Source organism: Thermomonas flagellata, assembly GCF_022419185.1.
In the GTDB taxonomy this organism is placed as follows: domain Bacteria; phylum Pseudomonadota; class Gammaproteobacteria; order Xanthomonadales; family Xanthomonadaceae; genus Thermomonas; species Thermomonas flagellata.
This window is the reverse complement of the sequence record NZ_JAJOZK010000008.1, coordinates 21,087-41,474: the sequence shown is the minus strand read 5'-3', so window position 1 is coordinate 41,474 and position 20,388 is coordinate 21,087. Positions and strand designations below refer to the sequence as shown.

General features: G+C 73.6%; 15 protein-coding genes. 6 read left to right on the top strand and 9 right to left on the bottom strand.

What is annotated here, in order from left to right:
• Positions 1–127: 127 nt before the first annotated feature.
• The 5 genes from ML340_RS08640 (at position 128) to rnfB (ending at position 7,408) form a co-directional block, all read left to right on the top strand.
• The gene (locus ML340_RS08640) at positions 128–3,085 is read left to right on the top strand and encodes a TonB-dependent receptor plug domain-containing protein (RefSeq protein ID WP_240098741.1); all 2,958 of its coding nucleotides are present in this window, start codon (positions 128–130) and stop codon (positions 3,083–3,085) included.
• Positions 3,086–3,289: 204 nt separating this feature from the next.
• On the top strand, positions 3,290–4,036 hold the full coding sequence (locus ML340_RS08635; protein WP_240098740.1) for an SEL1-like repeat protein: 747 nt from the start codon (positions 3,290–3,292) through the stop codon (positions 4,034–4,036).
• 151 nt (positions 4,037–4,187) lie between these two features.
• A complete protein-coding gene (locus ML340_RS08630) occupies positions 4,188–4,619 on the top strand; it encodes a DUF2147 domain-containing protein (protein ID WP_240098738.1) in 432 nt (143 codons plus the stop codon).
• A gap of 115 nt (positions 4,620–4,734) precedes the next feature.
• Positions 4,735–6,792, top strand: a complete 2,058-nt coding sequence (metG, locus tag ML340_RS08625) for a methionine--tRNA ligase (RefSeq protein WP_240098736.1) — start codon at positions 4,735–4,737, stop codon at positions 6,790–6,792.
• Positions 6,793–6,976: 184 nt separating this feature from the next.
• Entirely contained in the window at positions 6,977–7,408 is a 432-nt protein-coding gene (rnfB, locus tag ML340_RS08620) for an Rnf electron transport complex subunit RnfB (RefSeq protein ID WP_240098734.1), read from the top strand.
• A gap of 43 nt (positions 7,409–7,451) precedes the next feature.
• Here rnfB and ML340_RS08615 read toward each other — a convergent pair whose 3' ends face one another.
• The 6 genes from ML340_RS08615 to ML340_RS08590 all read right to left on the bottom strand — a co-directional run bounded on the left by ML340_RS08615 (position 7,452) and on the right by ML340_RS08590 (position 14,844).
• Complete coding sequence (locus tag ML340_RS08615; protein ID WP_240098732.1) at positions 7,452–8,432, bottom strand: TraB/GumN family protein; 981 nt, start codon at positions 8,430–8,432, stop codon at positions 7,452–7,454.
• Entirely contained in the window at positions 8,429–9,406 is a 978-nt protein-coding gene (locus ML340_RS08610) for a DUF1684 domain-containing protein (protein ID WP_240098730.1), read from the bottom strand. Before ML340_RS08610 ends, ML340_RS08615 begins: the two co-directional genes overlap by 4 nt.
• Positions 9,385–11,160, bottom strand: a complete 1,776-nt coding sequence (mutL, locus tag ML340_RS08605) for a DNA mismatch repair endonuclease MutL (RefSeq protein ID WP_240098728.1) — start codon at positions 11,158–11,160, stop codon at positions 9,385–9,387. Before mutL ends, ML340_RS08610 begins: the two co-directional genes overlap by 22 nt.
• A gap of 128 nt (positions 11,161–11,288) precedes the next feature.
• A complete protein-coding gene (locus tag ML340_RS08600) occupies positions 11,289–12,749 on the bottom strand; it encodes an N-acetylmuramoyl-L-alanine amidase (protein WP_240098726.1) in 1,461 nt (486 codons plus the stop codon).
• A gap of 113 nt (positions 12,750–12,862) precedes the next feature.
• Complete coding sequence (tsaE, locus tag ML340_RS08595; protein WP_240098724.1) at positions 12,863–13,372, bottom strand: tRNA (adenosine(37)-N6)-threonylcarbamoyltransferase complex ATPase subunit type 1 TsaE; 510 nt, start codon at positions 13,370–13,372, stop codon at positions 12,863–12,865.
• Complete coding sequence (locus ML340_RS08590; protein WP_240098722.1) at positions 13,369–14,844, bottom strand: NAD(P)H-hydrate dehydratase; 1,476 nt, start codon at positions 14,842–14,844, stop codon at positions 13,369–13,371. The genes tsaE and ML340_RS08590 overlap by 4 nt, the downstream gene beginning before the upstream one ends.
• 112 nt (positions 14,845–14,956) lie before the next feature.
• Between ML340_RS08590 and queG the strand changes: the two genes are divergently transcribed.
• Positions 14,957–16,090: a tRNA epoxyqueuosine(34) reductase QueG gene (gene queG, locus ML340_RS08585; protein ID WP_240098720.1), complete on the top strand. Its 1,134-nt coding sequence runs from the start codon at positions 14,957–14,959 to the stop codon at positions 16,088–16,090.
• Here the strand turns inward: queG and ML340_RS08580 are convergent.
• The 3 genes from ML340_RS08580 to pgi form a co-directional block, all read right to left on the bottom strand.
• Positions 16,057–17,028 (bottom strand): PIG-L deacetylase family protein, encoded by a 972-nt coding sequence (locus tag ML340_RS08580; protein ID WP_240098718.1) that lies wholly within the window; start codon positions 17,026–17,028, stop codon positions 16,057–16,059. The two genes, queG and ML340_RS08580, sit on opposite strands and share 34 nt — an antisense overlap.
• Positions 17,025–18,782: an ArnT family glycosyltransferase gene (locus tag ML340_RS08575; RefSeq protein ID WP_240098716.1), complete on the bottom strand. Its 1,758-nt coding sequence runs from the start codon at positions 18,780–18,782 to the stop codon at positions 17,025–17,027. The genes ML340_RS08580 and ML340_RS08575 overlap by 4 nt, the downstream gene beginning before the upstream one ends.
• 91 nt (positions 18,783–18,873) lie before the next feature.
• Positions 18,874–20,388 (bottom strand): glucose-6-phosphate isomerase, encoded by a 1,515-nt coding sequence (gene pgi, locus ML340_RS08570; RefSeq protein ID WP_240098714.1) that lies wholly within the window; start codon positions 20,386–20,388, stop codon positions 18,874–18,876.

Below are 20,388 nucleotides of genomic sequence, written 5' to 3'. Positions count from 1 at the left end.
CGCGCCGGGGGGCGGCCGGCACCCACAGCCTGGGGGATAGTTGCATCCGCATGACATCCGCCTTTACACTCAGTTAACGTTTTACCAACCGTGCCGGGAGGGGTCCCGGCACTCCACGAGGGGAACCATGAAGAAGACCACCCAGCGGGCGCAGCTCCGCAAGCTGCCGTTGTTCGTCGCCATGATCGGCTGCCTGTACGGGGCCCCGGTGCTGGCCGAGGAGGCCGCGCAGGCCAACCCGGACCAGGCCAAGCAGCAGGAAGAGGCCAAGAAGAAGGCCGAACCGAAGGAACTGGACAAGATCGTCGTCACCGGCTCGCTGCTCAAGCGCCTGGAGTACGACACCGCCGCCCCGGTACAGGTGATCACCGCCGACGTCAGCGTCGATGCCGGCCAGATCAACACCGCGGAGATGCTGCAGAAGTCCAACGTCGCCGCCGGCTCGACCCAGATCAGCAACCAGTTCGCCGGCTTCGTGGTCGAGGGCGGCACCGGCGTGCAGACGATCTCGCTGCGCGGCCTCGGTGCCCAGCGCACGCTGGTGCTGCTGAACGGCCAGCGCCCCGGCCCCGCCGGCACCCGCGGCCAGGTGCTCGCCTTCGACCTCAACGTGATCCCGCAGTCGATCCTGCAGCGGGTCGAGATCGTGAAGGACGGCACCTCGTCGATCTACGGTTCGGACGCGCTCGGCGGCGTGGTCAACCTGATCACCCGCAAGAACTTCAGCGCGCCGGAGTTCAGCTTCACCGCGCGCGCACCGCAGCACGGCGGCGCCGAGACGGTCAGCTTCTCCTTCTCCAACGGCTGGAGCTTCGGCAACGGCAGCATCGCCGCGGCCGCGGAGTACTACCTGCAGGAGCCGCTGCGCTTCGGCGACCGCGATTACCTGCGCTGCGCCCAGGACCGCGTGTGGGACCAGAGCGGCAACCGCATCGACCGCCAGGACCGCTCGATCCTCGCCGGCACCCCGCTCGGCGGTTGCAGTGCGGGCAACTTGTATGCGAACACCGTCATCGACGCAGTCACCGGCACGCGCTACATCCCCTCGCCGACCGGCAACACCATTGGCCTGCTGCCTGGCTACCGCCCGCGCACCAACGCCAACTATGGCCCCGGCAACACCGGGCAGGCCTACTTCGAGGACGTGCTGAACTTCGACTTCTTCGGCGAGCAGCAGCTGATCGACCGCCAGGAGCGCGCCAGCGTGTTCGCCACCGCCGACTTCAACTTCGGCGGGATCAACTGGAGCACCGACTTCCTGTACAACCGCCGCGGCACCGATACCCACCGCTGGCGTCAGTTCTTCCCGCTCACTGGCGGCACCACGGCGGTGTTGTCGGCCTACCGTTATACCGACGGCTCCAGCTTCGCCAGCCCGGTCCCGAGCGGGATTGCGCAGCCGGTGATGCCGTTCCCGTCCGACCAGAAGATCCGCATCAACTACTACTACCTGCGCACCGGGCTGGACGGCCTGATCGGCGGCACCGACACCTGGGCATGGTCGACCAACCTGTCCTACACCCGCTCGGACGGCGACTACAGCGTGCTGTCCATCCTCAAGTCCAAGTCCGGTGACATCGATCCCAACCTGCGCCCGTGGACCGGCGGGCGCTCGCCCCTGGTGAACTACTTCGACCCTGGCTTCCTGAGCGGGGCGCGGATGGCAGAGTTGGTGGCCGCGGTCGGCACTTGGCACACGGGTAATACCGTGTACGACCAGTACCTCGCCAATGCGGTCGTGACCGGCGAAGCCTTCGACCTGCCGGCCGGCCCGGTCGGGGTGGCGATCGGCGCCGAGTACCGCAACTTCGGCATCAACGACCAGCCCAGCCAGCAGGAGCGCAGCGGCGACCTCTGGGGCCAGAGCTCGGCGGTGGTGACCAAGGGCCGCGACCACGTGAAGGAGGTCTTCAGCGAGATCGAAATCCCGGTCCTGAAGGGCAAGACCCTGTTCGAGGACCTGACCTTCAACATGTCCGGGCGCGCCTTCAACTACGCCTCGGTCGGCAACTGGGAGCACGTCTGGAAGGCCGGCCTGAGCTGGCAGGTGATCCCGGCGGTGCGCCTGCGCGCCACCAAGGGCACCTCCTACCGCGCGCCGGGCCTGTACGAACTGTACCTGGGCAACCTGTCCAGCTTCATTTCGCAGGCCGCGATCGATCCCTGCATCAACTGGGGCCAGAGCACCAACACCTACCTGCGCGCCAACTGCGCTGCAGCCGGCATCCCAGACACCTATGCGGGCGCCGCGTCGTCGGCCACGGTGATCAGCCAGGGTGGCGCCGGCGTGGTCAAGCCGGAGACCTCCAACGCCAAGACCGCGGGCATCGTGTTCACCCCGGCCTCGATCCCGGTCAGCATCGCGGTGGACTACTTCGACTACACCGTGCGCGACCAGATCGCCCAGCTGACCGCCGCCAACATCCTGGGCGGCTGCTACGGCGCCGAGGTCTACCCGAACCAGTTCTGCACCCTGTTCGTGCGCAACCCGGGCAACCACCCGACCGCGCCGTACAAGATCGAGACGGTCTACCAGAAGTACGTCAACATCAACCGCCAGAAGGTGCGCGGCTACGACATCCTCGGCCGCTACGACGGCGACTTCGGATTCGGCAAGCTGGAGATGGAAGGCCGCGCCACCTACGTGCTGGAGGACTTCGAGAGCCTGTTCAGCACCGCCTCGGCCAGCGGCTTCGCCACCTCCGAGCGCCGCGGCGCGATCGGGCGTCCGAAGCTGGTCGGCGACTTCCGCACCACCCTCAAGCGCGGTGACTGGAACTGGACCTGGTTCATGCAGTACGTCGGCAAGACCCAGTCGCTGACCCTGTCGCCGAACTTCACCTACTTCGGCTGGACCAACGCAGTGCGCGACATCGTCGCCGAGGCGCGCCTGTACCACACCGTCTCGGTGCGCTACAACCAGCCCAAGTGGTCGGTGCTGTTCGGCATCCAGAACGTGCTGGACAAGGATCCGCCGATGATCTCCAGCGGCGTGGCCACCCGCTACGGCAACATCCCGGCGTTCGCGACCCAGTACGACCTGCTCGGCCGTACCTTCTACACCCGCGTGGACTTCAAGTTCTAAGCGGGCGATCGCCAAGCGCTGCCACGAAGGCCCGGTTCTGCCGGGCCTTCGTTTTTGCGGCCGCGGCCGGGTGCCGCCCGCGGGCGCGCACCGTGTCCGCGCCAGATGGCATCGGGCAAGCGCCGTGCGGCATGACCTTCGACGCTGCCGCCGGCCATCCGCCGCGCGCTACGCTGACTTTTCGATGCCTCCGGATCGCACGCAATGCCGCTGCCCCGCCCCCTCCTCCTGCTGCTGCCGCTGACGCTCGCCCTGGCGCCGCCGGCCATCGCCCAGCAGCGCGCCGCGCCCGATCCGATCAGCCAGGAGGCGCTGGTCGCCGCCGGCTTCCTCGACGGCCACCCCGACCTGCGCTACCGCACCGAGGGCTTGCAGGCCTGGGAGGCACAGGACTACCCGCGCGCGCTGGAGCGTTTCCGCCGCGCCGCGTGGTATGGCGACAAGCCGTCGCAGGCGGTGGTCGGCGAGATGTACTGGGACGGCACCGGCGTGCCGCAGGACCGCGTGCTCGGCCTGATCTGGATGGATCTGGCGGCCGAGCGCGGCTACCGCTTCTTCTCGCAAAAGCGCGACTACTACTGGAGCCAGCTCAGCGAGGACGAGCGCCGCCAGGCGCTGGCGCGCGGGCGCGCGGTCCAGGCCGAATACGGCGATGCCGCGGCCGAGCCGCGCCTGGCACAGGTGCTGCGTCGCGAGCGCAACCGCCTGACCGGCAGCCGGCTGGGGTCGCAGACCAGCGCGATGGAGATCGTCGTGCCCGGCTACGGGTCGATCGACGGCAGCCAGTTCTACGCCACCCGCTTCTGGGATCCCGTGCAGTACCGGCAATGGCAGGACGAGTACTGGACCGAGCTGCGCCCGGGGCGGGTCAGCGTCGGCGAGGCGGAGAAGGTGCCGGACGCGGCGCCTGCCGCGCCGAATCCGCCTGCCTCCAAACCGCCATCGCGCTGACCTGGCCCGCGCAGCCCGCGGCCGGGTGCCCATCGCGCGTGAACGCACGCCGTCCATCGCCGCGCATGCGTTCCCTACGCCGGCGAATGGCGGTATAACGCCACCGCGGGTGCATGTCGCACCCGGTTGCGCCCTGGGAGGGGACACACACATGCGCAAGTGGATGCTCACCGGACTGCTCGCCGGCCTCGCCTTCGCGGCCAGCGCGCAGGACCATGCCAATTCGCCGATCGGCAAATGGCGGACGCTGGACGACAAGACCGGCAAGCCGATGACGGTGACCGAGGTCTATGCCGCCAAGAACGGCACGCTGGCGGCCAAGATCGTCGAGAACCTCGGCCTGCCGGCGACCTGCAGCGAATGCAGCGGCCCGTACAAGGACAAGCCCTTCGTCGGCATCGTCACCCTGTCCAACCTCAAGCCGAACAAGGACGGCGGCTGGAGCGGCGACGGCTACAAGCCGTCCGAGGACCGCCACTTCAACGCCAAGTCGGTGAAGCTGATCGACGGTGGTAAGAAGCTGGAGATCAAGGGCTGCGTGGCCTTCATCTGCCGCACCGCGACCTGGGTGCGGGTGGACTGACCGCGCGGACGCCACCGCGGCAGCGCACGCGAACCCCCGGCCGGCCGGGGGTTCGCCGCTCCGGGCGGCGCGCGGGCGCGTGCGATAATCGCGCGCCCCCGCGATCCTGCCGCCCATGTCCCGACCCGCGCTCGTCACCAACGCCCTGCCCTATGCCAACGGCCCGCTGCACCTGGGCCACCTGGTCGGCTACGTCCAGGCCGACATCTGGGTGCGGGCGCGGCGCATGCGCGGCGACACGGTGCATTACGTCTGCGCCGACGACACCCACGGCACCCCGATCATGCTGGCCGCGGAGAAGGCCGGCACCACGCCCGAGGCCTTCATCGCCGCGATCCAGGCCGGGCACGAGCGCGACTTCGCCGCGTTCGGGGTGGCCTTCGACCACTACGATTCGACCCACTCGCCCGGCAACCGCGCGCTGACCGAGGCGATCTACGCCGCACTCGAGGCCGGCGGCCACATCCGCCGGCGCAGCGTCGCCCAGTTCTACGACCCGGCCAAGGGCATGTTCCTGCCCGACCGCTACGTCAGGGGGACCTGCCCGAAGTGCGGCGCTCCGGACCAGTACGGCGACAACTGCGAGGTCTGCGGCGCCACCTACGCGCCGACCGACCTCAAGGACCCGAAATCCGCGGTCTCCGGCGCCACCCCGGAGCTGCGCGAGTCTGAGCACTTCTTCTTCGAGTTGGCGGACTTCGCCGCGTTCCTGCGCCAGTGGCTGGCAGGCGATGTCGCTGTGCCCGGGGTCAAGGCCAAGCTGATGGAATGGCTGGACGCCGAAGGCGGCCTGCGCGCCTGGGACATCTCGCGCGACGCCCCCTACTTCGGCTTCCAGATCCCGGGCCATCCGGGCAAGTTCTTCTACGTCTGGCTGGACGCGCCGATTGGCTATTTGTCCAGCTTCCAGGCGCTGTGTGAGCGCGCCGGCCTCGACTTCGACGCCTTCGTGCGCGCCGGCGCGGAGGCGGACACCGAGCTGCACCACTTCATCGGCAAGGACATCGTCAACTTCCACGGCCTGTTCTGGCCGGCGGTGCTGCACGGCAGCGGGCACCGGGCGCCGACCCGCCTGCACGTCAACGGCTACCTGACCGTGGACGGCGCGAAGATGAGCAAGTCGCGCGGCACCTTCATCCTGGCGCGCACCTACCTCGATGCCGGGCTGGATCCGGAGGCGCTGCGCTACTACTTCGCGGCCAAGTCCGCGGGCGGGGTGGACGACCTCGACCTCAACCTCGCCGACTTCGTGGCGCGGGTGAACAGCGACCTGGTCGGTAAGTTCGTGAACCTGGCCAGCCGCTGCGCCGGGTTCATCGACAAGCGCTTCGCCGGCCAGCTGGCCGCGGCGCTGCCGGAGCCGGAGCGCTACGGGCGCTTCCTCGCCGCGCTGGAACCGGTGCGCGAGGCCTACGAGCGCAACGACCCGGCCAGCGCGATCCGCCAGGTGATGGCGCTGGCGGACGAGGCCAACAAGTACATCGACGACGTCAAGCCGTGGGTGCTCGCCAAGGACCCTGCGCGCGAGGCCGAGCTGCAGGCGGTCTGCACCCAGGGCCTGAACCTGTTCCGGGTGCTGGCCGCCGCGCTGGCGCCGGTGCTGCCGCGCACCAGCGCCCAGGCGTGTGCGTTCCTCGGCGCGCCGGTGCTGGCCTGGAGCGACCTCGAGGCGCCGCTGCTGGCGCGCGGCATCCAGCCCTACGCGCCGCTGTTCACCCGCATCGACCCCAAGCAGATCGACGCCATGATCGCCGCCTCCAAGGACAGCCTCGCCGCGCCCGCGGCCACCACTGCGCCCACCCCGGACAAGCCCGCCGCCGCTGCCGCACCCGCCGCTGCGCCGACCGTCGGCATCGACGACTTCGCCAAGCTCGACCTGCGCATCGGCAAGGTGCTCGAATGCGGCTTCGTCGAGGGCAGCGACAAGCTGCTGCGCTTCCTGCTGGATGCCGGCGAACTCGGCCAGCGCCAGATCTTCTCCGGCATCCGCGCCAGCTATGGCGAACCGGACAAGCTCGTCGGCCGCCACGTGGTGTTCATCGCCAACCTCGCCCCGCGCAAGATGCGCTTCGGCGTGAGCGAGGGGATGATCCTCTCGGCCGGGTTCGATGGCGGCGGCTTGTTCCTGCTGGATGCCGATGCCGGCGCCCAGCCCGGGATGCCGGTGCGCTGATTCCGTTCTGCCCCTCCGCGGCCACGTTGCCACCTCCGATGCATCCGTACCGGGCACGGCCTGCCCCCCACACGGGGATGCCGCGTTCGCTGCAGCGAACTCGAGGAGGAGATGCCGGCCAGCGGCCGGCATCGGGGGACATTCGCGGAAGCGAACGCGGCATCCCCGACGACGAATCCCGGCCATGACCGATCGCCGGCTCTCCGACCTCATCGAGCGCCTCGACCGCCTACTGCCGCAGACCCAGTGCGGGCAGTGCGGCTTCGCCGGCTGCCGCCCGTATGCGGAGGCGATGGCGCGCGGCGAGGCCGGACCGGAACGCTGCCCGCCCGGCGGCGATGCCGGCGCGCGCGCGCTGGCGCACGTGCTCGGCATGCCCGACGTGGCCGCCGTGCGCTACGACCGCGCGCGCGGCGCGCAGGCGCCGGCGCACGTGGTGCGGATCGTGGAGGCCGACTGCATCGGCTGCACCAAGTGCCTCCAGGCCTGTCCGGTGGACGCCATCATCGGCGCGCCGCGCGCGATGCACGTGGTGGTCGAACCGCTGTGCACCGGCTGCGACCTGTGCCTGCCGGCCTGCCCGGTGGACTGCATCGTGACCGTCGCCGGCGGCTGAGCTGCCGCCGGCAATCGCTTGGCAGCAATCGCTCCGCGATCGCTCAGGGCGCGCCCGGGGCGGCGCAGGCATCGCACACGCGCTCGACGGCGTAGCCCTTCGCGCGCAGCAATTCGACCAGGCCGTCCGGCCCGAGCAGGTGCAGTGCACCGACCACGACCAGGGTGGTGCCGCTGCCGGGCGCCTGCAGCCGCGCCTCCAGCTGCGGCAGCCAGGCCAGGTTGCGCTGCACGTCGAGCAGGCGGTAGGTCTGCGGGCTCTTGCGCTGCAGGTCCTCGCGCATGTGCGCATCCAGCGCGGCGACGTCGCCGGCGCGCCACCACGCGTGCAGCTCCTGCACCTGCTGCACCGCCTTGCGCGGGTCCTGCACGAACTCGTCCAGCGCGCGCACCTGCTCGTCCAGCGGGGCGGCGTCCAGCGCCTGCATCTGCGCGTCCAGGCTCTCCAGCCCCGCGGTCGGCTTGCCCGCCGCCGCCGCGCGCGCCATCAGCTGGCGGTCCAGCCCGAGGTCGGCGCGGAAGCCGAGCTGCTGGGTGACCCCGAGCACCAGCCCGAGGTTGACCGCCCACGGCTCCAGCGGCTCCAGCGCCTGCAGCGAGCCGCCGCTGGCCGCCACCAGGGTCTGCAGGCGTTCGCGGGTCGCCGCCGGCAGCACCGCCGACAGGTGCAGGCCGGGGTCGGCGTAGCCCATGTACGCCTGCGCGCGCGCGGCGGCGTCCGGGGCGTCCATCTCCGCCGGAGCGATCTCGAACACCACGGTCTGCGCCGCGGCGAACGCGCGCTCGGTCTCCGCCGGCAACGGCGCGTCCTCCGGCGTGAGCAGGTGGAAGCTGCCGAGCAGGTAGAGCACCTGGTCGCCATGGCGGACCTGCCACAGCAGCGGGCGCCGCGCGTCCGCGGCAGCGCCGGTCGGCGCCGACGCGGCGGGCGCACTCGCCGTGGCTTGGGCGCCGGCCGGCAGCGGGCGCAGCAGCAGGGCCAGGCCGCACAGCGCGGCCAGCAGCAGGTGGCGCAGCGGACTCATCGGGACGCGTCTCCAGCGGTGGCGGTGGCCGTGGCGGCATCGGCACGCGGGTGGTAGGCCATCTCGCCGGCGCGGATCGCCACGTCCAGCCGGTTCTCCGGCGGCGGCAGCGGGCAGGTCGCGAACGGGGTGAACGCGCACGGCGGGTTGTAGGCGCGGTTGAAGTCGAGCACCAGGCGGCCCTTGGCATCCGGCAGCGGCGCGTCCAGGAAGCGCCCGGCCGGGTAGCTGCCGTGGCCGCTGGTGCGGTCGGCGAACACCAGGAACAGGCTGCCCTCGCCCTGGTCCAGCGCCTGCAGGCGGTAGGGGGTGCCGGCGATGCGGAATTCCACTTCGCCGGGATTGCGGATCGGCTGGGTGTTGCCGGTGATGTCCACCACCGGCAGTGTGCGCACCGGATCGTGCGCGATGAAGCGCGCCGGGATCCGCCACTGCGGTCCGCCCGGCCAGTAGGCGATCCCGGCGAAACCCAGCCGGGTCGGCGCCTGCGCATGCCGCACCCGCAGTGCGAGGCGATCACCGCGCGCGATCACCAGCGCCTGGCCCTGGCCGTCGTCGAACCCGATCACGCTCGGCCCGGCCGGCGAGGCATCGCTGCGCAGCACGCCGCCGCGCGCGGGGCGGCCGTCGAGGGTGACCGGCACGTCGGCGACGAAGCTCACCCGCCCCTTGGCCACGGTGAACACGCCCAGGTGCGCCGGCCCCATCTGCAGGCGGATGCCGTTGTCGGTGTCGCGGCCGACGCGGTGGGTGCCCGGCTCCAGCCAGTGCAGGCCGACCAGGCTGGTCCAGCCGTCCGGGCGGGTCAGTTCGGCCCGCCGCTGCGCGCGCCAGGCCTGCTCGGAGGCGTCGAATTGCGCCTGCGCCCGGGCGCGCGCGGCCTCCGCCGCGGCATCCACGCCGGCGTCGCGCCGGCAGGCCGCGAGCAGCACCAGCGCGAGCAGGACCAGCGTCAGCGTCCGCGCAGGAACCATTTGTCGATCTCCGCCAGCGAGAACCGGGCCCAGGTCGGGCGCCCATGATTGCACTGCCCGGAGCGCTCAGTGGCCTCCATCTGGCGCAGCAGGGCGTTCATCTCCGGGATCGTGAGCCGGCGGTGCGCGCGCACCGCGGCATGGCAGGCCATGGTCGCCAGCAGCGTGTCGCGCTCCGCCCCGACCCGCGCGCTGCACCCATGCTCGCGCAGGTCCGCGAGCACGTCGCGCAGCAATGCCTCGACGTCGGTGTCCGCCAGCAGCGCCGGCACGCTGCGCAGCAGCAGCGACTGCGGGCCGCTGCGCTGCACCTCGAACCCCAGCTGCGCCAGGGTGCCGGCTTCGCGCTCGGCGAGCTCCGCTTCGCGCTCGGACACCGCCACCGGCTGCGGCACCAGCAGCGGCTGGGTGCGCAGGCCCTCGCCGTCGTGCGCGGCCTTGAGCCGCTCATAGCCGATGCGCTCGTGCGCCGCGTGCATGTCCACCACGACCAGGCCCTCGGCGCTCTCGGCCAGGATGTAGATGCCATGCAGCTGGGCGATGGCGAAGCCCAGCGGCGGCATGCCGCCCGCCGCGTCGGCCGGCAGCGTCGCTGCCGGCGGCGCGGAGACCGCCGGCTCCGCTGCGCGCGGTGCGTACAGGGCGGCGTAGGCCGCGGGCGCTTCCGCCACCCGCAGCCCGATCTGCCCCTGCTGCGGCGCCGGCGGCGGGGCCGCGCGCGGCGCTTCGGCGGGCAGCGCCGGCACCGGCACGCGGCCGGCGCGGGTCTCCGCCAGCGCGGCATGCAGGCTGCGATAGACGAAATCGTGGACCAGGCGCGCTTCGCGGAAACGCACCTCGTGCTTGGCCGGGTGCACGTTCACGTCGACGCCGCGCGGATCGAGCTCGAGGAACAGCACGTAGGCCGGGTGGCGGCCGTGGAACAGGACGTCGCTGTAGGCCTGGCGCACCGCGTGGGCGACGTTGCGGTCGCGCACGCTGCGGCCGTTGACGTACAGGTACTGCTGGTCGGCGCTGGCGCGGTGGTAGGCCGGCTGCGCGATCCAGCCGTGCAGGCGCAGCCCGGCGCCGGCGTGCTCGATGCGCAGCGCGTTGCGCACGAACTCCGCGCCCAGCGCCTCGTGCAGGCGCGCTTCCGAGAGCAGGTCGCCCTCGCCCTTCCAGCGCCGCGACGGCTTGCCGTTGTGGCTGACCCGCAGCTCCACGTCCGAGCGCGCCAGCGCCAGCGTGCGCAGCCACTCCTCGATGTGCATCAGTTCGGTGCGCTCGGCGCGCAGGAACTTGCGCCGCGCCGGCACGTTGTAGAACAGGTCGCGCACCTCCACCGTGGTCCCCGGCGGATGCGCCTGCGGCTGCACCGCGCCCGCCCGCCCGCCGTCGATCCGCAGTTCGGCGCCGTGCGCGGCCGCGGCCTGGCGCGAGGCGATCCGGAACCGGCTGACCGCCGCGATCGAGGGCAGCGCCTCGCCGCGGAAGCCGAGGGTCGCCACCGCCTCCAGATCCTCGAGCGAAGCGATCTTGCTGGTGGCGTGGCGGCTGACCGCGAGCGGCAGTTCCTCCGCCGCGATCCCGCCGCCGTCGTCGCGGATGCGGATCAGGCGGATGCCGCCGTCCTCGAGGTCGATGTCGATCCGGCGCGCGCCGGCGTCCAGGGCGTTCTCGACCAGTTCCTTGACCACCGAGGCCGGACGCTCGACCACTTCGCCGGCGGCGATCTGGTTGACCAGCACCTCGGGCAGCGGGCGGATGCTCATGCCGCGGCCGCCGCGTGCGTTGGCGCGGCCGCGATGCTGGCGGGGGTCGGCGTGGGCAGTGCGCGGGTCGTCACCGCGACAAGTGTAGCGCCGGCCCGCGCAGGCCGAGCCGTACGCGCGACCGGTGCCTACGGGCTGCCGCCGGCGGCGCTGGCGTAGCCGCCCTGCTCGCGCGCGCGGGCGCGCAGCGCATACAGCGTGCCGGGCGGCGGCTGGCGGGTGAAGTAGCGGTCCACCCCGTCCAGGATCGCGCCGGCGAGCAGGCGCTGGAACGCGGGGTCGGCCAGCCGCTTCTCCTCCTCCGGGTTGGAGATGAAGGCGGTCTCCACCAGCATCGCCGGCATCTTGTCGGAGGTGCGCAGGACCGCGAAGTTGGCGCGCTCGATCTCGTGCTTGTGCACGTTGCCGACCCGACGCAGGCCGCCGAGCACGTGCCCGGCGGCGTCCTCGGAGGCCTTCATGTTGCCGCTCTGGGTCAGGTCCAGCAGGACCGAGGTGAGGGTGCTGTCGGCCACCCGCACCCGCCCGCCGCCGATCACGTCGGCGGCGTTCTCCTTGTCCGCCAGCCAGCGCGCGCGCTGCGAGGACGCGCCGCGGGTGGACAGGATGTAGACCGAGGATCCGCGCGCGCCGCGGTTCTCGGCGGCGTCGGCGTGGATCGAGATGAAGATGTCGGCCTTGTGCGCGCTGGCCTTGCGCGCGCGCTGCTCAAGCGGGATGAAGTAGTCGTCCTCGCGGGTCAGGAACGCGCGCATGCCGGGGGTCGCATTGACCTGGCGCGCCAGTTCGCGCGCGATCGCGAGGGTCACGTCCTTCTCGCGGGTGCCGTTGGGGCCGCGGGCGCCCGGATCCTGGCCGCCGTGGCCGGCGTCGATCGCGATCACCAGCGGCCGGGTGCCGGCCGGCAGCGGCGCCGTGGGCACCGGCGGGGACGGGCCGTCGCCCGCCTCCGCGGCCGTCGCCGTGCGTGCGCTCGCGGCGGGTGCGGGGACGGATACCGCCGCGGGGGCGGGCGTGCCGGCAGCGATCGCGGCGACCTCGCCCGCGGCGCGCTCGGGCGCCGGCCGCGGCGCCGGGTCGGGTGCGGATGCCGACGCAGCCGGCAGGCCGGCAGCCAACACCGCGATCGGATCCGGCGCGCGCGGCGCGGCAGGCGCGGTCGCCGGGGCAGTCTCCGCCGCGGCCGGTGCCGGGCCATCGCCCGGCCATTCGATCACCAGCCGCGCGCCATCGGTTCCCTGCTCCAGCCGCGGCGGCAGCGGCCGCGCGCTGGCGGCCAGGTCGAACACGATCCGCACCGTGCCCGGCTGCGGCTGCCCGCTGCGCACGCCGCGCACGCTGCCGGCGGGGCCCGACAGGCGCAGGCCGCGCGCCAGCCGGCTGGCGCTGAAATCGACCGCCAGCCGCTCCGGCGCCTGCAAGTGCAGCAGGCGGTACGGGCCGGGCGCATCCAGCTGGATTTCGGCGCGGGTCCCGGTCGGGCCGCTCTGCACCTGCACCTGCTGGATCTCGGCGGCCGCCGCGGGCAGCCCCGCCAGCAGCATCGCCGCCAGCAACAGGCCGTGGATGCGGGTCCCCTGCGCGCGCATGCCGGGAGTAAACCATCGCCAGCGCCGGGTTGCAAGCCATTTTTCCTTGCAAATCCGCGCTCTGGAGGGGATTCCTCGCCCACGTGGCGAGAAGCGCGCGGCAAGCTGCGGTTTCAGCCCCCTGCGCCCTCCCCGCCAGCGGCCTGCAGCGCCCCCAGCCACGCCCGTCCCGCCGCGGAGTGCGCCTGCAGGCGCGCGCGCCGGCCGTCGCCGGCGAGTTCCAACGCGATGGCGAGGTCCGCCGGCGGCAGCAGGCCCTGCCCGCGCCGAGGCCATTCCACCAGCCACAGCCGCGCCGCCCCGGGGTCCAGGCCGAGATAGGCCAGTTCGCCGGGATCGGCGATCCGGTACAGGTCCAGATGCAGCGCCTCGCCACCATCGGCGAGGACATAGGGCTCGACCAGGGTGTAGGTCGGGCTGCGGATGGTGCCGCCGACCCCGAGCGCGCGCAGCAGCGCGCGTGCCAGGGTGGATTTGCCGGCCCCCAGGTCTCCCTCGAGGTAGACCACCACCGGCTGTGGCGGCAGTGCGGCGGCCAGCCCGCGGCCGAGAGCCTCGGTGGCGGCCGGCTCCGGCAGCAGGATCACCCGGCCGCCGGCATCCGCAGGCGCAGGCGCGCTCATGCCCGCGGCTCCGGATTGGCCAGCCGGCGCAGCCAGGGCAGCAGGTCCGTCGCCAGCAGCCCGCGCGGGCCGCCCTCGGCCGCCGCGGCGTCGCCGGCGGCCGCATGCAGCAGGGTGCCCGCCAGGGCGGCCTGCGCCGGCGCCAGCCCCTGCGCCAGCAGGCCGGCGATCGCGCCCGCCAGCAGATCGCCGATGCCGCCGCTGGCCATGCCTGGGTTGCCGGCGCAGACCACCGCGGGCAGCTGCCCGGCGGCGACCACCACGCTGCCGGCGCCCTTGAGCACCACGCTGCAGCCGTAGCGCGCCTGCAGGGCGGCCGCGGCGGCGAAACGGTCGCGCTGGACCTCGGCGACAGTGGTGCCGAGCAGGCGCGCGGCCTCGCCCGGATGGGGAGTGAGCACATCGCCGGGCGCCACCGGCCAGGCATTGGCGGCCAGCAGGTTGAGCGCGTCGGCATCCAGCACCTTCGGCAGTGGCTGGCCGAGGCTGGCCGCCAGCAGCGCATGGCCCCACGCGGCCTGGCCGAGACCGGGGCCGATCGCGAGCACGCTGGCGCGCTCCAGTGCCGGCAGCAGGTCGGCGACCTCGGCCACCGCGTGCGCCATGGTTTCCGGCCGCCGTGCGAGCAGGCCCGGCACGTGCAGCCCGCGGGTGGCGACGCTCACCAGCCCCGCCCCGACCCGGTGCGCCGCCTCCGCCGCCAGGGCGATCGCCCCGCCGCCGCCGGCATCGCCGCCGATGCACAGGACATGCCCGTAGCGGCCCTTGTGGCTGTCGCGCGCGCGCGGCGGCAGGAACCCGGCCAGGGCATCGGCGGCATAGCCCAGGGCCGCCGGCGGGACGGCCTCCAGCACGGCCGGCGGCACCGCGAGGGTGTCCAGCGCGATCTGCCCGACATGGTCCAGCGCCGGGCCGGTGTACAGGCCACGGTGGCGGGCGAGGAACTGCAGGGTGCGCGCCGCGCGCACCGCCGCGCCCGGCGCGCTGCCGCGGCCGGCATCGATCCCGCTCGGCACGTCCAGCGCCAGCACCGGCGCCGGGTGCGCATTGATGGCCGCGATCAGGGCGGCGTGCGCCGGCTCCGGCGCGCGGGTCAGGCCGATCCCGAACAGCGCATCCACGATCAGGTCGGCCTCGCCGAGGGCCTCGGCGAACGCACCGCCGGCCGCCGCATAGGCCTCGCGCGCGGCGCGCGCCGGTGCGCTGCGCGGCTCGGCCGCGGCCAGGGCCTGCACCACGCGCCCGGCCACGTGCGCATGCCGCGCCAGGACATAGCCGTCGCCGCCGTTGTTGCCCGGGCCGCACACCACCGCGATCCGCCCCGCCTGCGGCCAATGCGCCAGCACATGGCGCCAGCCGGCCTGCCCCGCGCGTTCCATCAGCACCCCGGGATCGCCGCCGGCATCGGAGATCGCGCGCGCCTCCAGCGCACGCACACCGGCCGAGTCGTGCAGGGGAACGGGACTGTGCATCCGGGCATTGTAGGCAATGCCTGTGCCGCCGGCCGGATGCGCGGCGCACGCGGTGTTCGCCATCGCTGCGGGCACGCAGCGGCCGTAGCGCGCGGCTGCCTATACTGGCCCGATGGCGACCGCGCCCTCGCCCACGCCCCACGCGCCCGGCCCCGGAGCGCCCGATCCGCACGCGCTCGCCGCGCGCATCCGCGCGCTGGCGCAGGCGGCCGGCTTCCAGCGGGTGGGGATCACCGATGTGCAGCTGTCCGCGGAGGACATCGCTCACCTGCGCGACTGGCTGGCACGCGGCCAGCACGGCGGGATGGACTGGATGGCGCGCCACGCCGACCTGCGCGCGGATCCGCGCGCGCTACAGCCCGGTACCCTGCGGGTGGTGTGCGTCGGGCTGGACTACGGCCAGGACCCGGACGCGGCATGGCAGGCGCTGGCCGACGGCGAGCGCGCCTATGTCGCCCGCTATGCGCTGGGCCGCGATTACCACAAGCTCCTGCGCAACCGCCTGCAGAAACTCGCGGAGCAGGTGCAGGCCGAGATCGGCCCGTTCGGCTACCGCGCCTTCACCGATTCCGCGCCGGTGCTGGAACGCGCGCTGGCGCGCAACGCCGGGCTGGGCTGGATCGGCAAGCACACCTGCCTGATCGACCGCGACGGCGGCAGCTGGTTCTTCCTCGGCGAGCTGTTCGTGGACATCCCACTGCCGGTGGACCCGCCGGCCAGCGCGCACTGCGGCAGCTGCACGCGTTGCATCGACATCTGCCCGACCCGGGCCATCGTCGCGCCCTACCGGCTGGACGCACGCCGCTGCATCGCCTACCTCACCATCGAGCACGACGGCCCGATCGACGAGGACCTGCGCCCGCTGATCGGCAACCGCATCTTCGGCTGCGACGACTGCCAGTTGGTGTGCCCATGGAACAAGTTCGCGCGCCGCACCGACGAACCCGACTTCCGCGCCCGCAACGGGCTGGACCGGGCCACGCTGGCGGAGCTGTTCGCCTGGGACGCGGACGAGTTCCTGCGCCGCACCGAGGGCAGCGCGATCCGCCGCAGCGGGCACGAGCGCTGGCTGCGCAACCTCGCGGTCGCGCTGGGCAACGCGCCGACCACGCCGGCCGTGCTGGCCGCGCTGGCCAGCCGCCGCGACCACCCTTCGCCGCTGGTGCGCGAACACGTGGCCTGGGCGCTGGCCCGGCACGCGGCGCGCGCGGATCAGGCCGCCGCGCGCCAGCCGAACGCGTCGTAGACCACCAGCCGGTGCGGCCCCAGCGGCCGCGCCCAGGCCGCACGCACCCGCGCCGGATCGACCGGCAGCTGCAGCCGTACCCGCCGCAGCCCGCGCTGCAGGCCGCCGCCGCGCGCGGCGATCGCGGCCGCGTCGAGGCGCGCGCCGTGCAGGCGGCCATGCGCGTCCTGCCACAGCCAGGCGATGTCCGGGGTGAAGCGCGCCGCCAGCGGCCAGCGCCCCTTCCAGTCCCAGGCGAGCACGGCCTGCGCGACCGGTGGCCACGGCCGCGCCGCGAGGAAGACCTCGCGCGCATGCACCAGCCGCAGCAGGTAGGCCTCGCCGTAGCGGGTCTGGGTCCAGTGGGCCAACGCCGCGCGGCGCTTGCGCGCGAATTCGTCCTCGCTCAGGGTCAACGCCGCGTCGGCCGCCGCGCCCGGCGGCGGGCCGTGCACCAGGTAACCGAGTGCGCGCAGCGGCGCCACGGTGCCCGCCAGCGCTGCTTCCATCAGCAACCCGAGCGCGGCATGGTCCGGGTGCGGATCGCGCACATGCGGATAGGCGACCATACTCGGCGCGAACGCCTCCACCTCCCGCTGCAGCCGCGCCTGCAGCGCCCCGGCGTCGGCCAGCAGCGCCGCGGTCAGGCCCTGGTCGGTCCAGCCGAGCGGCTGCAGGGTGCTCTCCGCAGCGCCTAGGCAGGCCAGCGCGGCACGCACTTCCTGCAGCCGGCGCGCGCCCCAGCGCGCGGGCGCCTCCGGGTCCAGCCGCCAGCGCCGCTCGACCCGCCGCTGCGGCCAGGGATTGCTGCCGCCGTCGGTGGCCAACAGGACCCGCACCTCGCCGCCGCCGGCCAGCACGCGCTGGATCAGGCCGCCGCAGGCCAAGGTCTCGTCGTCCGGATGCGGGGCCAGCACCAGCAGGCGCTCGCCGCGGCCCAGCGCCAGCGGGTCGGTCATGCCTGCGTCCGCTGCGCCTGCCACCAGCCAGCCGCCGGCGCCCACAGCAGCCAGTAGCGCCCGGCCTGCGGCACCTGCAGGCGGTGCCGGCCGGGCTCCAGCAGCACCTCGCCCGTCACTGGCTGTGCGTCGATCCTCGCCCCCTGCACCTCGCGCCCCTCCGCGTCCAGCAGGCGGTAGCCTCCGCCGATCGCCAGCGGGAAGGCAAGCCCCTGCGCCGGGTCGGCGATGTCCAGCTCGTGCCCGCTCACCCACAGATCCGGGCGCAGCGGCAGGTAATGGCTGCGCACGAAGGCCTCGGCCGCCGGGGTGAAACGGTGCGGCGCGACCACGTGGGTCTGCGATTCGCGCAGCGCCGCTACCAGCCCATCGGGCAGGTCGCCGCGCGCGATCCGCGCGCGGGTGAGGGTCTCCAGCACCGGGAAGTACGGACGCGGGCGGTACACCGCGGCGCCCTTGGCATCCAGCACCGGTTCGCCGGGCCGGGTGATCGCCAGCACCGCGCCGAGCCAGTCGCGGTAGCCGCGCAGCGGGTCCGACCACGGCAGGTGGAACAGCAGCTGCCAGGCCAGGGCGGTGGTGATCAGCGCGCCGAGCAGCCAGCGCTGGCGCCCGCTGCGCGGATGCGCATGCCACCAGGCCGCCAGCAGCAGCGCCAGCGGCGGCAGCAGCGGCAGCAGGTCCTGGCGGGTCAGCAGCGGCCACACGCCCAGGATGAGCGTAGCGGCCACGCCCGCGGTCGCCGCCAGCAGCACGCGCCGCGCCTGCCGGGCGCGCGCCTGCACGGGCACGCGCGCCAGCGCGCCGCGCAAGGGCCAGAAGGTCGCGGCCAGCAGCAGCGGCAGCAGCGCCAGCCGCAGCCAAGTGCCCTGCTCGTGTACGTGCGCGCCGAGGTTGAACAGCAGCGCGTCCTCGACCATCGCGCCGAGCGCGCCGCGCTGGTACACGATGCCCAGCACCACCGCGACCGGCAGCAGCAGCCCGGCCAGCCACCACCTCGCCGCCTGCCGCCATACCGCCGCCGGCGGGCGGTCCTGCGCCGGCCACTGCCACCAGGTCCAAGCCGCGGCCGCGCCCAGCGCCAGCAGCAGCGGCACGGTCTTGAGCGAGGTCATCAGGGCGATGCCCATGCACAGCCCGGCCAGGCCGGCCCGCCACGGCCGCCAGCGCCCCAGCAGCAGCGCGGCCAGCCCCGCGATCCAGGCCAGCCCCCACAGCGCATCCGCGCGGAACTCGGCCGCGACCAGGCTGTAGGCGGAGACCGCCATCAGCACCAGTACGGCGCCGCGCGCCACCTGCCGCCCCCACAGGCGCAGCCCGACCCAGGCGGTCAGGGCGACGCTCGCCAGCGCCAGCGGCAGCATCAGCGCGCGCGCCCACAGCAGCACGTCGGCGCGCTCGCCGAGCGCGCGCAGCCACGGCGCCAGCAGGATGTGGAACAGCGGCACGTGGTTGTCGAACACGTCGCGGTAGGGCACCAGCGCCTGCTGCGTCCATGCCCACACCACGTGCAGGTGCTGCGGCTCGTCGGAATTGAGCTTGGTCCCGGCCAAGAGCCACAGGCGCAGGCCGAGGTAGCCGAGCAGCGGCAGCAGCAGCGGCCAGCGCGCATCCCAGGCCTGCACGCGCGCCCACGGCCGCGCCGGCGCGGCCTCGAGCGGCAGCGGCGCGGCCTCGACCGCGAGCGCGGCCGGCGCGATGTCCTGCTGGGTCGGGTGTTCCAACGGCGCCATCCCCGGCCGTGCGGCCGTCATCGAGTCGTGCGCGAGTATCGGCAGCGCGTGTTAAAGCCGGCTTGGCCGAGGATGAAACTTTCGCCATCCGCGCGCGCCGGCGCGGCGCGGTTCAGTCCCCGCGCAGGCGCGCCAGCAGGGCGCGGGTCACCGGGTCGTCGGGCATGCCGGCGTCCTGCCCCTGCAACGCGGGCAGCAGCCGCTGCGCCAGTTGCTTGCCCAGCTCCACCCCGAACTGGTCGAACGCATTGACCTGCCACAGCACCGACAGCAGGTAGGTGGCGTGCTCGTACAAGGCCAGCAGGGCGCCGAGCGCGCCCGGATCGAGCCGGTCCAGCAGCAACAGGCTGCTCGGCCGCCCGCCCGGATAGGCGCGGTGCGGGTCGTCGCTGGGCTGGCCGTTCGCCAGCGCTTCGCCTTGCGCCAGCAGATTGGCCAGCAGCGCGCGGTGGTGGCCGGCATGCGCATGCGCCGCCTGGCGCACGCCGATGAAGTCGGCCGGCACCACCTGGGTGCCCTGGTGCAGGGCCTGGAAGAAGCTGTGCTGCACGTCGGTGCCGACGCCGCCCCACCACACCCGCACCGTGTCCAGCGCGACCGGGGTGCCATCCAGTCGCACCGACTTACCGAGGCTCTCCATCACCAGCTGCTGCAGGTAGGCCGGCAGCAGGCGCAGGCGCTCGTCGTAGGGCAGCACCGCTTGGGTCGCACGGCCGAGCAGGTTGCGGTTCCAGAATGCGGTCAGCGCCAGCCATGCCGGCAGGTTCTGGCGCAACGGCGCCTCGCGGACGTGGCGGTCGATCGCCGCGGCGCCGGCCAGCAGCGCGCGAAAGCCCTCCATCCCCAGCGCCAGCGCGATCGGCAGGCCCACCGCCGACCACAGCGAATAGCGCCCGCCGACCCAGTCCCACATCGGCAGGCTGCGCTCCGGCGGGATGCCGAAGGCGGCGACCCGCCCGGGGCTGGCGCTGACCGCATACAGGCGCGCGTCATCGCCAAGCCAGGCGCGCACCAGGCGGCCGTTGAGCAGGGTTTCCTGGGTGGTGAAAGTCTTGGAGATCACCACCGCCGCCGTGCGCGCCGGGTCCAGCCCGGCCAGCACGCGCTCGGCGGCGTGGGCGTCCACGTTCGACAAAAAATGCAGGCGCAGGCGCGGCGCGCGCGGCGCCAGCGCGTCCACCGCCAGCCGCGGCCCGAGGTCGGACCCACCGATGCCGATGCTGACCACGTCGGTCACGCCGCTGGCCTGGACCTGCTCGACCAGCGCCGCCATCCGCGCCTGCGCGGCGAGGGCCTGCGCATGCGCGGCGCGCGCCACCGGCGCCGGCGACACGTCCCCGCGCAGGGCGGTGTGCAGGGCGGCACGGCCCTCGCTGGGATTGACGATCTCGCCGTCCTGCTGGCGGCGCACCGCACCGGCAAGGTCGCACGCCTGCGCGAACGCGAACAGCGCTTCCAGCGCACGGCGGTCGTAGTGCTGGCGGGCGAAGCTGGCGTAGAGCGGGCCGACCTGCAGGGCGAAGTCGTCCGCGCGCGCCGGATCCTGCGCGATCAGGGTGCGCAGATGGACCGGGGCCAGCCGCGCGGCCTCGGCGCGCAGCGCGGCCAGGGCCGCCTCGCGCGCCAT